The sequence below is a fragment of the Agrobacterium sp. GD03872 genome (assembly GCF_029840625.1).
In the GTDB taxonomy this organism is placed as follows: domain Bacteria; phylum Pseudomonadota; class Alphaproteobacteria; order Rhizobiales; family Rhizobiaceae; genus Agrobacterium; species Agrobacterium fabrum_A.
Genome location: NZ_JAOCCY010000003.1, coordinates 535,903 through 551,329, shown reverse-complemented (window position 1 = coordinate 551,329; position 15,427 = coordinate 535,903). Strand labels below are relative to the sequence as shown.

Sequence of the window (15,427 nt, the reverse complement as noted above, 5' to 3'; positions counted from 1 at the left end):
ATGATCCCGGTCACGTCGTTTAGAGGTAAGAAGGTCGCGCTTTTCGGGCTTGGCGGTTCGGGTCTCGTCACGGCCCGCGCGCTGGTCGCCGGCGGGGCGGAGGTTGTCGCCTTCGACGACAATCCCGACAGTGTCGCGAAGGCCGAGGCCGAAGGCATCAAGACGGCGGATCTTCGGACGATTGACTGGCCGAGCTTCTCTTCCTTCGTTCTGGCGCCCGGCGTGCCGCTGACGCATCCGAAACCGCATTGGTCGGTCGACCTTGCGAAAGCTGCGGGCGTCGAGATCATCGGCGATATCGAGCTTTTCATCCGCGAGCGCCGTGCGCACGCGCCGGATTGCCCTTTCATCGCCATTACCGGCACCAACGGCAAATCGACGACGACGGCGCTGATCGCCCATATCCTCAAGGCGTCTGGCCGCGATACGCAGCTCGGCGGCAATATCGGCACGGCGGTATTGAGCCTCGATCCGCCGAAGGCGCAGCGTTTCTACGTTGTCGAATGCTCGTCCTACCAGATCGATCTGGCGCCGACGATCAATCCGACTGCCGGCATTCTGCTCAATCTGACGCCCGACCATCTCGACCGTCACGGCACCATGCAGCATTATGCCGACATCAAGGAACGGCTTGTTGCCGGCAGTGGCACGGCAATCGTCGGCGTCGATGACAGCTATTCGACGTTGATTGCCGACCGCATCGAGCGCGCCGGTGTCAAGGTCGAGCGCATTTCCAAGCGCAATGTCGTTTCCGAAGGTCTTTATGCCGAAGGCAGCCGCATTTTCCGTGCGCATGGCGGCACTTCTTCGCTGCTCACCGATCTCGACGGTATCCAGACCCTGCGCGGCAGCCACAATGCGCAGAATGCTGCGGCGGCAATCGCCGCCTGCCTTGCGGTTGGGGTTTCCGAAGAGGAAGTTCGCGCAGGCCTGAAGTCTTTTCCCGGCCTCAAGCACCGTATGCAGCCGGTCGGCCGACGTGGCAATGTCACCTTCGTCAACGACAGCAAGGCCACCAATGCCGATGCTGCCGCGCCTGCGCTTTCGAGTTTCGACCGTATCTACTGGATTGCCGGCGGCCTGCCGAAAGCGGGCGGCATCACCAGTCTTTCGCCGCTGTTTCCACGTATCGCCAAAGCCTATCTGATCGGCGAGGCGGCGGCCGAATTTGCCGCGACGCTGGGCGAGGCCGTGCCTTACGAAATATCCGGCACGCTGGACAAGGCCGTGCAACATGCGGCGGCGGATGCGGAAAAAGATGCGACGGCCGGCAATATCGTGATGTTGTCCCCGGCTTGCGCAAGCTTCGATCAATATAAGAACTTTGAGATCAGAGGTGATTCGTTCGTCGCGCAGGTCGCGGCGCTCGATGGCATGACGATGCTGGTTGACTCTGGAAAAGGGGGCTGAAGGCCATGGTAAGCCGAGTTGATCGCGGTCCGGTCGCGGAGTGGTTCTGGACCATTGACCGTTTCTTTCTGGCGGCGTTCGTTGCGCTGATGGGCATCGGTTTGATGCTGTCCTTCGCAGCGTCGCCCGCAGTTGCCGAACGCATCGGTCTTAACAGCTTCTTCTTCGTCGAGCGCCAGGCAATGTTCATCGTGCCGTCGCTGGCGATCATGGTCGGTCTTTCCTTCCTGTCGCCGCGCCAGGTGCGCCGTGTGGCGGTCATCATGCTGATCGTTTCGTTGCTGATGATGATCTTCGCGCTGTTCTTCGGCATGGAGGTCAAGGGCGCGCGGCGCTGGATTTCCATCGGCACCTTCTCGATCCAGCCCTCGGAGTTCATGAAGCCGGCTTTCGTCATCGTCTGCGCCTGGCTTTTCGCCGAGCGGGCGCGTCATCCTGAAATTCCGGGCAATCTCTTCGCCATCATCACCTTCGGCATCGTGGCCGCACTCCTGATCGCCCAGCCGGACGTGGGTCAGACCATCCTGACGTCAGTGGTCTGGGGCGGCATGTTCTTCATGGCCGGCGTGCCGTGGTTCTGGATCATCATGCTTGGCGGCGTCGGCCTCGGTGGTATTATTTCCGCCTATCTGCTTCTGCCGCACGTGGCCGGCCGTATCGACCGTTTCTGGACGGGCGAGGGCGACACCTTCCAGGTGGACACGGCGCGTGAGGCGATCATTCGCGGCGACTGGTTCGGGCGCGGACCGGGCGAGGGCATCGTCAAGCGCATCATCCCCGACAGCCATACCGACTTCATCTTCTCGGTAGCGGCGGAAGAATTCGGCATCGTCTTCTGCATGTTCCTCGTTGCGATCTTCGCCTTCATCGTGCTGCGCGGCCTCTCGCACGCCTTCAAGGAAAAGGATGATTTCTGCCGCTTCGCCGTGGCCGGCCTTGTGCTGCAGATCGGCATGCAGTCGATGATCAATATCGGCGTCAATCTGGAACTGATGCCCGCCAAGGGCATGACGCTGCCGCTGATTTCCTATGGCGGTTCGTCGATGATGGCGATCTGCGTGACCGCCGGCTTCCTTCTGGCGCTGACACGCCACAGACCCGAAAAGCGGGCGCAGGAGCGGAGTTTCTTCCGCGTCGGTTCCGGCGTTCCCGCGGAGTAAACGATCATGAGCAAGGGTATTGTTCTTCTTGCCGCCGGGGGAACCGGCGGCCATGTGTTTCCGGCAGAAGCGCTGGCGCATACGCTGAAAGCGCGCGGTTATCAGGTGCATCTCGTTACCGACAGCCGCGCCGAGCGTTATGCCGGCAAGTTCCCGGCGGACGAAATTCATGTGGTGCCTTCCGCCACCATCGGCTCGAAAAACCCCATTTCCGTGGCGCGTTCGCTGTGGAAGCTATGGGTTGGTCTGCGCGCGGCGCGCCGGCTGGTGGCGAAGCTGAAGCCGGTCGCAGTTGTCGGTTTCGGCGGTTATCCCACCGTGCCGCCGCTTCTGGCTTCCACCGGGCTCGGCGTTCCCTCCATCATTCACGAGCAGAATGCGGTGATGGGCCGCGCCAACAAGGCGCTGGCGGCCCGAGTGAAGGCAATCGCCGGCGGGTTCCTGCCGCCTGCCAACGGCCAATATTCCGACAAGACGGTGGCGACCGGAAATCCCGTACGCCCGGCGGTGCTGGCGGCGTCGGAGATACCCTATACGCCGTCGCAGACGGGTGAGGCATTCCAGCTTGTCGTCTTCGGCGGAAGCCAGGGGGCGCAGTTCTTTTCGAGTGCGGTGCCCGCAGCGATCTGCCTGCTGAAGGACGAGCAGCGCAAGCGCATCGTCGTCACCCAGCAGGCGCGGCCGGAAGACAAGGACAGCGTGATCGCCTCCTATCAGAAGCTCGGCGTCAAGGCGGATATCTCGCCCTTCTTCGGTGACATGGCGTCACGTATCGGCGAGGCCGATCTGGTCATCAGCCGTTCGGGCGCTTCGACGGTATCGGAGCTTTCGGTGATCGGCCGTCCGTCGATCCTCGTGCCTTATCCGCATGCGCTCGATCACGATCAGGCCGCCAATGCGGCAGCGCTTTCGGCGGCGGGCGGGGCAAGCGTCATCAAGCAGGCGGAACTGTCGCCGCAGAAGCTCTCCGGCCTTTTGTCGTCGGCGCTTTCCGAGCCTGACCGTTTGAGCGCGACGGCGGCGGCGGCAAAGGCGACGGGCAAACCGCATGCGGCGGATGTGCTGGCCGATCTGGTCGAGGCGATTGCCTCCGGCCAGTCCGTACAGGAATTCAAGAAGAAGAATGAAGGAGTTGGGGCATGAAGATGCCGAAAGCCATAGGCCTTGTGCATTTCATCGGCATAGGCGGGATCGGCATGAGCGGCATTGCCGAAGTGCTTCACAATCTCGGCCACCGCGTTCAGGGGTCGGATCAGGCCGACAGCGCCAATGTGCAGCGTCTGCGCGACAAGGGCATCGAGGTCTTCGTCGGTCATACGGCGGATAATATCGGCGATGCCGAGGTCGTGGTCGTTTCGACCGCCATCAAGAAGAACAATCCGGAGCTCATCGCCGCGCGTGAAAAGCACCTGCCGATCGTTCGCCGGGCCGAAATGCTGGCCGAGCTGATGCGCTTCCGTAACGCCATCGCCATCGGCGGCACCCATGGCAAGACCACGACCACCTCCATGGTCGCAACGCTTCTGGAAGCCGGCAATCTCGACCCGACCGTCATCAATGGCGGCATCATCAATGCTTACGGCACCAACGCCCGCATGGGCGAGGGCGAGTGGATGGTGGTGGAAGCCGACGAATCCGACGGCACTTTCCTCAAGCTGCCGGCCGATGTGGCCGTCATCACCAATATCGATCCGGAGCATCTCGACCATTACGGCAATTTCGACGCCGTGCGGGCTGCATTCCGGCAGTTCGTCGAGAACGTGCCGTTCTATGGTTTCGGCGTCATGTGCCTCGATCATCCGGAAGTGCAGGCGCTGGTCGGCCGGATCGAGGACCGCAAGGTCATCACCTATGGCGAGAACCCGCAGGCCGACGTGCGGTTTTCGAATGTGCGTATCGACGGCACGCGCTCGGTCTTCGACGTGGAAATCCGCCGTCGCCGCACCGGCAAGATATTCTCGTTCAAGGACCTCGTCCTGCCGATGCCCGGCCGCCATAACGTCTCTAACGCGACGGCGGCGATTGCCGTTGCCAACCGTCTCGGCATTTCGGAAGCCGACATAAAGAAGGGCCTTGCCTCCTTCGGCGGCGTCAAGCGGCGTTTCACGCTGACGGGCGAAGCCAATGGCGTGCAGGTGTTCGACGATTACGGCCACCATCCGGTTGAGATCAAGGCCGTTCTGGCGGCCGCGCGGGAAGCCTGCAAGGGCCGCATCATCGCCGTGCATCAGCCGCACCGCTACAGCCGCCTTTCCAGCCTGTTTGACGATTTCGCGCATTGTTTCAACGATGCGGATACGATTCTTCTTGCTCCGGTTTATGCTGCGGGCGAAGATCCCATTGAAGGCGCAAGCTCCGAAGCACTGGTTTCGGCCATCAAGGCCGCCGGCCACCGCGACGCCCGTTTTCTCGAAAAGCGGGAAGACCTTGCGTCGCAGGTTGCAGCCATTGCGAATCCGGGTGATTTCGTGGTTCTCTTGGGGGCTGGGAATATCACGCAATGGGCAGCGGTGCTGCCTTCGGAATTGAAGAGCATATCAGGAAAGTCTGAATGAGACAGGTCGATGGGGTTAAATTGCTGGGGAGGCTCGGCGACGGGGTCAATGAACTGAGGGGACGGCTGACGCCGGATGCGCCCATGGACCGCGTGACGTGGTTCAGGGCCGGCGGTCTTGCGGAGGTGATGTTCCAGCCGCATGATGTCGACGATCTGATTGCCTTCCTGAAAATCCTGCCGGAAGACGTGCCGCTGACCGTGGTCGGCGTCGGCTCCAATCTTCTGGTGCGCGATGGCGGCATTCCGGGCGTTGTCGTCCGCCTGTCGGCAAAGGGTTTCGGTCAGGTGGAACTTGCGGGTGAAAACCGCATCAAGGCCGGCGCGATCTGCCCGGACAAACATATTGCGGCCATGGCCATGGATAATGGCATTGGCGGTTTCCATTTCTATTATGGCATTCCCGGCTCCATTGGCGGCGCGCTGCGCATGAATGCGGGCGCCAACGGCGGCGAGACGCGCGAGCGTGTGGTGGAAGTCTATGCGGTGGACCGTCAGGGCAAGCAGCATGTGCTCTCCAATGCCGATATGGGCTACAGCTACCGCCATTCCGGCGCCGATGCGGGCCTGATCTTCACGGGCGCATTGTTCGAAGGTTATCCGGAAGACAAGGCGAAAATCCGCGCCGATATGGATGCCGTGCGCCACCACCGCGAAACCGTACAGCCGGTCCGCGAACAGACCGGCGGCTCGACCTTCAAGAATCCCGAGGGGCATTCCGCCTGGGAACTGATCGACGAGGCGGGCGGTCGTGGTCTTGTCATCGGCGGCGCGCAGATGTCATCGCTGCACTGCAATTTCATGATCAATACCGGCCATGCGACCGGTTACGATCTGGAATATCTTGGTGAGACCATCCGCAAGCGGGTGTTCGAGAAGTCGGGCATCCGGCTGGAATGGGAAATCAAGCGGCTCGGGCTTTTCATGCCTGGACGGGAAGTGGAACCCTTCCTCGGGGCGTGAGCGGTGCTCAACCGTAATTTGCGATGGCAGGATTGATACGAGCATACATCGTAACGATCGATCAATGATTTTTGCCCATATTATGGGAAATGCGTGAGCGGGCGAGGTCCAGCGGGTCTCGCCCCCTCAATATTCAAAGTAATTTTATAAGAGAATGCCGGCGACATTACGTGATTTAGGCACTTTTGAACATGATGTTGGGTCTTTGGAAAAAACCGATCGAAATGATCAGTTTTTCGGTCGCAACGGCGGAGGGGCGCCGGCGGCTTGAACCGCTCGATTTTTCCATTCGTGTCGCCTGCCTTGTGACAGTCATCGTCATCGCGATGTGTACGTCCGGCCTTGTGCTGCTGGCGCAGTTCGGGCTGGTGACAGATCTCGTCAACGGGATCGTGTTGAGCGGGACGCTTGGTGCGGCCGTGGCGTTTGTGGTGACGTTGCTGGTCTGCTGGCTGAATGCCAGGGAAGTACAAACTCTCGTGCAATCCCATGAACGGTTCCTGCATCTGAGCCATACGGACGCGCTGACCGGTTTGAGCAACCGGCTTGGGCTTTATGCGGCATGCGCCAATCTCGGCGCGGAATATTGTGTCGCCTTTCTCGATATCGATCATTTCAAGTCGGTGAACGACAGGTATAGCCATCTCGTCGGCGATCTCGTCATCGCGAGCGTTGCGCGCCGGATAAGGGACCATTTCGATCCGCCGGCCCATGTCGCCCGTCTGGGCGGCGAGGAATTTGTCGTGGTACAGGAGACCAGTCCGCTCTCCTTTCTGCAGATGTGCGAGAGGGTTCGTGCGGCGATCGAGGCGGCACCGGTGGAGCATCAGGGCCTGCGGATCGGCGTGACGATTTCGATTGGCGTGGCCTTCCGCGGCGATGCGGAAATCTTTGACAAGGTTATGCACAATGCCGATCTGGCGCTCTACCGGGCCAAGGGGGAGGGACGCAATCGCGTCTGCACGACCGGCCATGTGGAGCGGCGTCAGGCCGTGGCGTAAGCGTGAAAGCAAACACGGAAGAGCCCGCGAAACGAAGGTTTCGCGGGCTCTTTGCTGTCAGGATTTCACGGTGCTCAGACTTCGTCCTTGCGGGACAGAAGAATGCAGGCCAGCGTGATGAGCGCGGATACGCAGAGGTAATAACCGACATAACCCATGCCGTAATTCACCTGCAGCCATGTGGCGATGTAAGGCGCCAGCGATGCGCCGAAGATGCCAGCCATGTTGAAGGTGATGGACGAGCCGGTGTAACGCACGCGGGTCGGGAAGGGCGCGGCAAGCGCCGTGCCGATCAGGCCGTAGGTCATGCCCATCAGCATCATGGCCAGAGCCGCGAAGACGAAGATCGACCCTTCGCTACCGGTCATCAGGCCGGGCAGCAGGAAGGAGAACAGGCCGATCAGCACTGTCGTCAGGATCAGGATTTCACGACGGCCGAATCTCTCGGCAAGCTTGCCGGCGATCGGAATGAAGATGCCGAAAACGATGGAGCCGAGGATCTGCACTTCCAGCGCGTCGAGGAACGGGATTTTCAGAACCTTGACGTTGTAGGACAGCAGATAGGCGGTGCCGATGTAGAACAGCACGAAGGTGGCCAGCGCCACGAAGGTGCCGAGCACGAGGCTGCGCTTGTGGTTGCGGAACAGTTCCGCGACCGGCACGGCCACACGTTCTTCTTTTTCGATTGCCTTCTGGAAGTCGGGCGTTTCGGTGATCGACAGGCGAACCCACATGCCGACCGCGATCAGGATGATCGAAGCGACGAAGGGAATGCGCCAGCCCCAGCTGAGCAGCGATTCCTGCGACATGAAGTGCAGGAGAATCCAGAACACGCCGGACGAAAGGAACAGGCCGACGGGTGCGCCGAGCTGTGGGAACATGCCGTACCAGCTGCGTTTGCCGGGAGGTGCATTTTCGGTGGCGAGGAGCACGGCACCACCCCATTCTCCGCCAAGGCCAAAGCCCTGACCGAAGCGGCAAATTGCCAAAAGCAGCGGGGCAAGAACGCCCGCCGTCTCATAGGATGGCAGAAGGCCGATGACGACCGTCGAGACACCCATGGTCAGGAGTGCTGCGACAAGGGTGGTCTTGCGGCCGACGCGGTCACCATAGTGGCCGAAGACCACAGCGCCCAGCGGGCGGGCGAAAAAGGCGATGGAGAAGGTGGCGAAGGACGCCAGAAGCGCCGTCATCGGGTCATTGTTCGGGAAGAACAAAGTGGGGAACACGAGCACTGCGGCCGTGGCGTAAACGTAGAAATCGAAAAACTCGATGGTCGTGCCGACCAGGCTGGCAGTGAGAACTCGTGCAGGCGAATTTGTCTTTACAGCGTTCGAATTGTCAGCGGTCGGCGATACCGGAGATATCGCGTCGGTCATGGTATTGGTTCCATTGTGGATGATTGCAATGTCATGCCTTGGGAGGCGAAGACTGCGTTAACGCAATTTTTGTTCCTATGGAATGCTAAAAAAGAAATAATGCAAATAATGTGATTGTTGAACATGACCGCCTCGCGGCGGACCGCCTGTCATGGTTTAGCGATTGAGAGACTGATTCAGGCTGTGGTTTTAAAACGCTGAAACGCCAGATTATTTTCTCTGGGGAATAATCCCGTCTGTTAACGTTTCGACCTTGCCTTTGTCGCAGGGCGGTGGACGCACGCGCGCCGTTTTATTTCCGATCATTGAAAACCTGCATGTTGCAATCCATGCAACTCTCTGATTCCAAGGAGGGAATCCGGATCGGTGCTGATTCTTTAACGGAACTCGGCACGTTGGACGCGGCGGTTAACGAAAGTAAACGATTCATTAACCTTAATGGCGTTTAACTGATCTCAAGGGTCATGTGCCAGAATCACCGTTCTTCAAATTCGGTCGGTTCGGTTCGGGTCTGGTCCGTAACGGAGAGTTGGTGTCAGAGGGTTCGATGGGCGGCAAGCATGTAGCTGTTCTTTTGGGTGGATTTTCGTCGGAGCGGCCGGTCAGCCTGTCGTCGGGCAATGCCTGCGCGCTTGCGCTTGAGGGCGAGGGCTACAAGGTCACCCGGGTCGATGTGGGGCGCGATATCGCCGCCGTACTCGATGAGCTGCGCCCGGATGTTGCCTTTAATGCGCTGCACGGTCCCTTCGGTGAAGACGGCACCATTCAGGGCATTCTCGAATATCTGGCCATTCCCTATACGCATTCCGGCGTGCTCGCTTCGGCACTCGCCATGGACAAGGCGCAGGCCAAGAAGGTTGCCGCCGCGGCCGGTATCCCCGTTGCCGCCGAGCGCGTCATGAACCGTTTCGATTTCACCAGCGAACATCCGCTCTCGCCGCCCTATGTGGTGAAGCCGGTGCGTGAAGGTTCGAGCTTCGGCGTTGTCATCGTCAAGGAAGACCAGTCGCATCCGCCGCAAATCCTCACCTCGTCGGAATGGCGTTACGGCGATCAGGTCATGGTCGAACGCTATATTCACGGCCGCGAACTGACCTGCGGTGTGCTCGACGGCGAGGCGCTTGGTGTCACGGAAGTGGTGCCGCTCGGTCACAATTTCTATGATTATGACGCTAAATATGCGGCCGGTGGCTCGAAACATGTCATTCCCGCAGAAATTTCACCGAAAATTTACCAAAAAATTCAAACACTGGCGGTTATGGCGCATCGGGCGATCGGGTGCCGTGGCGTAAGCCGTTCAGACTTTCGCTACGACGACCGTTTCTCAGAAGATGGCGAAGTTATCTGGCTTGAAGTGAATACGCAGCCGGGCATGACGCCGACCTCCCTGGTGCCGGAAATGGCGGCCCATGCTGGCCGCTCCTTTGGTAACCTTGTCAGCTGGATGGTGGAGGACGCTTCGTGTTTGCGGTGATCGGCAAAAAGTCGACGGCAAAAAAGCGCGAGCAATATGCGGCGGCGGCCAATGCCGACGATCGCAGGGTGTTGCCGCGTCCGATGCGTCGCGTCGTGCGCTTCTGCGTCAGCCTTGCGACCGGACGCATTCATATTCCCGCCCATACCGGCACGATTTCGGCCGTCGCCTTTTACGCGGTGACCGGGCTTTACGGCATGTCGCTTGGCGGGCACACCAATATCGTCACCCAGACCACGACATCGGCTGCGGGCTTTGCGGTCGAGGACGTGAAGGTCTCCGGCAATCTGCAGACCTCGGAAATTGAAGTGTTCCAGCTTCTCGGCCTCGATGGCAGCACCTCGCTGATCGCGCTCGATATCGATGCGGCCCGCCGCAAGCTGGTGCAGCTTCCCTGGGTGGAAGATGTCGATATCCGCAAAGTGTACCCGAAGACCGTGGAAGTTCGCCTGAAGGAGCGCCAGGCCTTCGGCATCTGGCAACATGGGACGGAACTGTCGCTGATCGAAAAAAGCGGCAGCGTGATAGCACCGCTGCGGGACAATAAATTCGCCTCACTGCCGCTCTTCGTTGGCCGCGACGCCGAAACGGGTGCCGCCGGTTTTGTCGAGCAGCTGGCCGACTGGCCGGAAATCCGCAGCCGTGTCCGCGCCTATGTGCGCATCGCCGGCCGTCGCTGGGATCTGCATCTCGACAATGGCATCGTCGTCAAGCTGCCGGAAGAAAACCTGCCGCAGGCGCTGCAATTGCTGGCGCGGCTCGATCTCGAGGAAAAGGTGCTGTCGCGCGATGTCGCCGCCGTCGATCTCCGGCTTGCTGACCGCACCACGATCCAGCTGACCGAGGGCGCCACGGAACGCCGTCAGGCCGCTGTCGATGCGCGCACCAAGGCTCTCAAGAAGGCGGAGAAGAACACATGAGCTTTTTCGGTTCTTCCCATTTCGGCCTGCCTCGCCTGAAGCCGCTTTCTTCCAAGCGCAGCCACATCGTTTCGGTGCTCGACATCGGCTCGACCAAGGTCGTGTGCATGATCGGCCGGCTGACGCCGCGCCAGGAAAGCGAAATCCTGCCCGGCCGTACCCACAAGGTCGAAATCATCGGCATCGGCCATCAGCGTTCGCGCGGCGTGAAATCCGGCGTGATCGCCGATCTCGACGCGCTGGAAGGCGTGATCCGTCTTTCGGTCGATGCGGCCGAGCGCATGGCGGGCCTTACCGTCGACAGCCTGATCGTCAATGTATCGGCCGGACGGCTGGCGAGCGATATCTATACCGCGAGCATCGATCTCGGCGGCCAGGAAGTGGAAGCAAGCGACCTGCGCAAGGTTCTGGTGGCGGCAAGCCAGCAGTCCATGCGCCAGGACCGGGCGATCCTGCATTCTTTGCCAACGGGTTATTCGCTGGATGGCGAGCGCGGCATTCGCGATCCGCTCTCCATGTATGGCGACCTTCTCGGCGTCGACATGCATGTCGTGACGGTCGAGCGCACGGCGCTGAAGAACCTCGAGCTTTGCGTCAACCGCGCGCATCTTTCCGTGGAAGGCATGGTGGCGACGCCCTATGCCAGCGGTCTGGCGGCGCTGGTGGACGATGAAGTCGAACTCGGTTGCGCGGCCATCGACATGGGCGGCGGCACCACGACGATTTCGGTTTTCGCCGAAGGTCGGCTCATTCACACCGACGCGATCGGCCTTGGCGGCCATCACGTCACCACAGATATTGCACGTGGCCTCTCGACACGAATCGAAGATGCGGAGAGACTGAAGGTGGTGCATGGTTCGGCATTGCTGAATGGCGCGGATGAGCGCGACATGATTTCGATCCCGCCGATTGGCGAAGATGATCGCGATCAACCATCGCAAGTTTCAAGAGCACTTGTAACCCGCATCGTGCGGGCGCGTATCGAAGAGACGCTGGAATTGATCCGTGATCGTATCCAGAAGTCCGGCTTCAGTCCCATCGTCGGCAAGCGCGTTGTCCTGACCGGCGGCGCAAGCCAGCTGACGGGGCTGCCGGAAACGGCACGGCGCATTCTCGCCCGCAACGTTCGCATCGGCCGCCCCATGGGTGTGGCCGGTCTTCCGGTCGCGGCGAAGGGACCGGCATTTTCAACCGCCTGCGGACTGATGATCTATCCGCAGGTGGCGGACATCGAAATTCATGCGGCGCAAGGCGGAATGTTCTCGCCGTTTGGTACGGGTAGCGGCCGGATAGCCCGGGTGGGGCAATGGCTGAAAGAGAGTTTTTGAGTGGCCTCGTGGCGTAAGCCGGAGGTTTCAGAGTTGAGTTTTCAAGAATCGGCCAGCGGGGCGATGCGGCCAGAGAAAGAAGGAATGCTAAAATGACGATACAGCTGCAAAAGCCTGATATCACCGAGCTGAAGCCACGCATCACTGTTTTCGGTGTCGGCGGTGGTGGTGGTAACGCTGTCAACAACATGATCACGGCCGGCCTCCAGGGCGTCGACTTCGTCGTCGCCAACACGGATGCGCAGGCGCTGACCATGACGAAGGCAGACCGGGTCATCCAGCTCGGCGTCAACGTCACCGAAGGCCTCGGCGCCGGCTCCCAGCCGGAAGTCGGCCGCGCCGCCGCTGAAGAATGCATCGACGAGATCATCGATCACCTGAACGGCACCCACATGTGCTTCGTCACCGCCGGCATGGGCGGCGGCACCGGCACGGGTGCAGCTCCTGTCGTCGCACAGGCTGCGCGCAACAAGGGCATCCTGACGGTCGGCGTCGTCACCAAGCCTTTCCACTTCGAAGGCGGCCGCCGCATGCGTCTTGCCGAACAGGGCATCGAGGAACTGCAGAAGTCCGTCGATACGCTGATCGTCATTCCGAACCAGAACCTCTTCCGTATTGCCAACGACAAGACGACCTTCGCCGACGCCTTCGCCATGGCCGACCAGGTTCTCTATTCCGGCGTTGCCTGCATCACCGACCTGATGGTGAAGGAAGGCCTCATCAACCTCGACTTCGCCGACGTTCGCTCGGTCATGCGTGAAATGGGCCGCGCGATGATGGGCACCGGCGAAGCTTCCGGTCCGGGCCGTGCGATGCAGGCTGCGGAAGCGGCAATCGCCAACCCGTTGCTCGACGAAACCTCGATGAAGGGCGCACAGGGCCTGCTGATCTCCATCACCGGTGGTCGCGATCTTACCCTGTTCGAAGTCGACGAAGCGGCCACCCGCATTCGCGAAGAAGTCGATCCGGACGCCAACATCATCCTCGGCGCCACCTTCGACGAAGCTCTGGAAGGTCTCATCCGCGTCTCCGTCGTTGCAACCGGCATTGACCGCGTTGCAGGCGTCGGCGAGCAGAACGTCGCCGATATGCGCGCCGCAGCTGCCGTTGCCAAGCCGCTTATCCGTCCTTCCGCGGCCGTTGCTCCCGCTCCGGCCGCAGTACAGCCTGCAGCAGTCTCGCAGGCACAGAAGGCCGTAGACCCGATCGCCCAGACCATCCGTTCGGCGGAAGCCGAAATGGAACGCGAACTCGGTTTCGCCGCACACCAGCAGCCGGCTCAGGATTTCCGTCCGCAGAGTAAGCTGTTCGCATCTTCTCCGGCTGAAGCACCGGCTCTCCGTCCGGCCCAGCCGGTTCAGCAGGCCGCTCCGGCTCCGGTTGCTCCGGCCCCGGTCTATCATGCACCGGAACAGGTTGCCGCGCAGGCTCCGCGTCTGCAGCAGCCGCAGGCTCCTGTCTATCAGGAACCCGCACCGGTTGCCCGCCAGCCCGAGCCGGTACGCATGCCGAAGGTCGAGGACTTTCCGCCGGTCGTGAAGGCCGAGCTGGACCACCGCACCCACGCCGCTCCTGCCGCCCAGGAAGAGCGTGGCCCGATGGGTCTTCTGAAGCGCATCACCAACTCGCTTGGCCGCCGCGAAGAGGAAGAAGTTCCGTCTGACATGATGGATGCGCCGAGCATGGCGCCGCAGCAGCGCCGCGCCCCGCTTTCGCCGGAAGCCAGCCTCTACGCACCGCGTCGCGGCCAGCTTGACGATCACGGCCGCGCAACGCCTTCTTCGGCCAGCCACCACGACGACGACCAGCTGGAAATTCCGGCCTTCCTGCGCCGCCAGTCCAACTAAAGGCGATTCCATCCGCCTCTTCGAACGCCCGGGTTTCACGATCCGGGCGTTTTGTTTATTTTACGTTATTAACACTAAATTAATTCGCCTTTTCAATTGCTTGCGCGTGTAACAATCCGAAACGAACAGTGATTTGTCGTGGCACGTACATGTGCGTATGTATGAGGCTGGGTAGAGGAAAATACGGACTTGGCCGGTTGCCAAAACCGGCTTGAAAACTTGAACGGCGCCCAGGCGGCGCGGTTTGCAAAACAAGGCATAGACGCATGACTATCGGACTGCTCGGATTTCAGACAACTATCGCACATGCTGTTCAGCTCAAAGGCATTGGCGTGCATTCCGGCAATCCGGTCTCGATGACGTTCCAGCCTGCAGAAGCCGGAACGGGCATCGTCTTCCACCGCCTTCATGACAATGGCAGCGTCACCGAGTTGAAGGCGGTGTCTTCCAACGTCGGCAATACCGATCTGTGCACCGTGCTCGGCCGTTCGCTTTCCCAGTCGGTGGCGACGATCGAGCACGTCATGGCCGCCATCTACGCCATGGGCCTCGACAACCTCATCGTTGAAGTCGACGGTCCGGAAGCGCCGATCATGGACGGCAGCTCCGCACCTTTCATCGAGGCTATTGAATCGGTCGGTATCAAGAATCTCGGTGCGAAGCGCCGTTATATTCGCGTCACCAAGCCGGTGCGCATCGATTCGGGCGCCTCCTGGGCGGAGTTCCGTCCCTATGACGGCACGCGTTTCGAGGTCGACATCGATTTCGACACGCCGCTGATCGGCAAGCAGTCCTGGAAGGGCGACCTGACGGCGGATACGTTCAAGAACGAACTGTCGCGCGCCCGTACTTTCGGCTTCATGCGTGATGTGGAGCGCCTGTGGGCCGCCGGTTATGCGCTCGGCTCCTCGCTTGAGAACTCGGTCGTCATCTCCGACGACAACAGCGTCATCAACATGGAAGGCCTGCGTTACGCCAAGGACGAATTTGTCCGCCACAAGACGCTGGACGCCGTGGGCGACCTGGCGCTTGCCGGCGCGCAGTTCATCGGCTGTTACCGTTCCTATCGCGGCGGCCACAAGGTCAATGCGAATGCGCTGAAGGCGCTTTTGAGCGACCGCACCGCCTATGAGATCGTCGAAGCGCCGGCCGCCCGCAACCAGATGGTGCGCGCCCGCGAATTCGTTGCGGTCAACATGCCGGAATTTGCCCCCTGGTCTGCTTGAGTTCTTTCGCAGGCTATCAATTGACAGAAAAAGCCGCTCCCTTTGGGGCGGCTTTTTCGTGATGCGAACAAGAAGTTGCGTTATATCGCCTGATATTCATGCGATTGCACGGGCCGATGCCATAAAAATGCGTTAATGCGTCATCATTGCGTTGCCCTGCGGATG

At 60.6% G+C, this 15,427-nt stretch carries 12 protein-coding genes; 11 read left to right on the top strand and 1 reads right to left on the bottom strand.

All coding sequences use genetic code 11. The features are described 5' to 3' along the window. The 6 genes from murD (at position 1) to N5D22_RS10355 (ending at position 7,088) form a co-directional block, all read left to right on the top strand. A complete protein-coding gene (gene murD / locus N5D22_RS10380) occupies positions 1–1,410 on the top strand; it encodes a UDP-N-acetylmuramoyl-L-alanine--D-glutamate ligase (RefSeq protein ID WP_279656288.1) in 1,410 nt (469 codons plus the stop codon). Between the two features lie 5 nt (positions 1,411–1,415). Continuing rightward, complete coding sequence (gene ftsW / locus N5D22_RS10375) at positions 1,416–2,570, top strand: putative lipid II flippase FtsW (RefSeq protein WP_279656287.1); 1,155 nt, start codon at positions 1,416–1,418, stop codon at positions 2,568–2,570. Between the two features lie 6 nt (positions 2,571–2,576). After that, entirely contained in the window at positions 2,577–3,713 is a 1,137-nt protein-coding gene (gene murG, locus N5D22_RS10370) for an undecaprenyldiphospho-muramoylpentapeptide beta-N-acetylglucosaminyltransferase (protein WP_279656286.1), read from the top strand. Beyond that, positions 3,710–5,125 (top strand): UDP-N-acetylmuramate--L-alanine ligase, encoded by a 1,416-nt coding sequence (murC, locus tag N5D22_RS10365; RefSeq protein WP_279656285.1) that lies wholly within the window; start codon positions 3,710–3,712, stop codon positions 5,123–5,125. Before murG ends, murC begins: the two co-directional genes overlap by 4 nt. Next, entirely contained in the window at positions 5,122–6,087 is a 966-nt protein-coding gene (murB, locus tag N5D22_RS10360; protein ID WP_279656284.1) for a UDP-N-acetylmuramate dehydrogenase, read from the top strand. The genes murC and murB overlap by 4 nt, the downstream gene beginning before the upstream one ends. Positions 6,088–6,278: 191 nt before the next feature. Continuing rightward, positions 6,279–7,088, top strand: a complete 810-nt coding sequence (locus tag N5D22_RS10355) for a GGDEF domain-containing protein (protein ID WP_279656283.1) — start codon at positions 6,279–6,281, stop codon at positions 7,086–7,088. A gap of 74 nt (positions 7,089–7,162) precedes the next feature. Here the strand turns inward: N5D22_RS10355 and N5D22_RS10350 are convergent, their stop codons facing one another. Further along, positions 7,163–8,467, bottom strand: a complete 1,305-nt coding sequence (locus N5D22_RS10350) for an MFS transporter (RefSeq protein ID WP_279656282.1) — start codon at positions 8,465–8,467, stop codon at positions 7,163–7,165. Between the two features lie 547 nt (positions 8,468–9,014). On the opposite strand from N5D22_RS10350, the gene N5D22_RS10345 reads away from it, so the two are divergent. The 5 genes from N5D22_RS10345 to lpxC all read left to right on the top strand — a co-directional run bounded on the left by N5D22_RS10345 (position 9,015) and on the right by lpxC (position 15,262). Next, positions 9,015–9,941, top strand: coding sequence for a D-alanine--D-alanine ligase (locus tag N5D22_RS10345; RefSeq protein ID WP_279656421.1), 927 nt, complete (start codon positions 9,015–9,017; stop codon positions 9,939–9,941). Beyond that, complete coding sequence (locus tag N5D22_RS10340) at positions 9,938–10,861, top strand: cell division protein FtsQ/DivIB (protein WP_279656420.1); 924 nt, start codon at positions 9,938–9,940, stop codon at positions 10,859–10,861. The genes N5D22_RS10345 and N5D22_RS10340 overlap by 4 nt, the downstream gene beginning before the upstream one ends. Then, the gene (gene ftsA / locus N5D22_RS10335; protein WP_279656281.1) at positions 10,858–12,189 is read left to right on the top strand and encodes a cell division protein FtsA; all 1,332 of its coding nucleotides are present in this window, start codon (positions 10,858–10,860) and stop codon (positions 12,187–12,189) included. Before N5D22_RS10340 ends, ftsA begins: the two co-directional genes overlap by 4 nt. A 92-nt stretch (positions 12,190–12,281) precedes the next feature. Further along, positions 12,282–14,036 (top strand): cell division protein FtsZ, encoded by a 1,755-nt coding sequence (gene ftsZ / locus N5D22_RS10330; protein WP_279656280.1) that lies wholly within the window; start codon positions 12,282–12,284, stop codon positions 14,034–14,036. A gap of 266 nt (positions 14,037–14,302) precedes the next feature. Next, positions 14,303–15,262 (top strand): UDP-3-O-acyl-N-acetylglucosamine deacetylase, encoded by a 960-nt coding sequence (gene lpxC, locus N5D22_RS10325; protein ID WP_279656279.1) that lies wholly within the window; start codon positions 14,303–14,305, stop codon positions 15,260–15,262. Positions 15,263–15,427 lie beyond the last annotated feature (165 nt).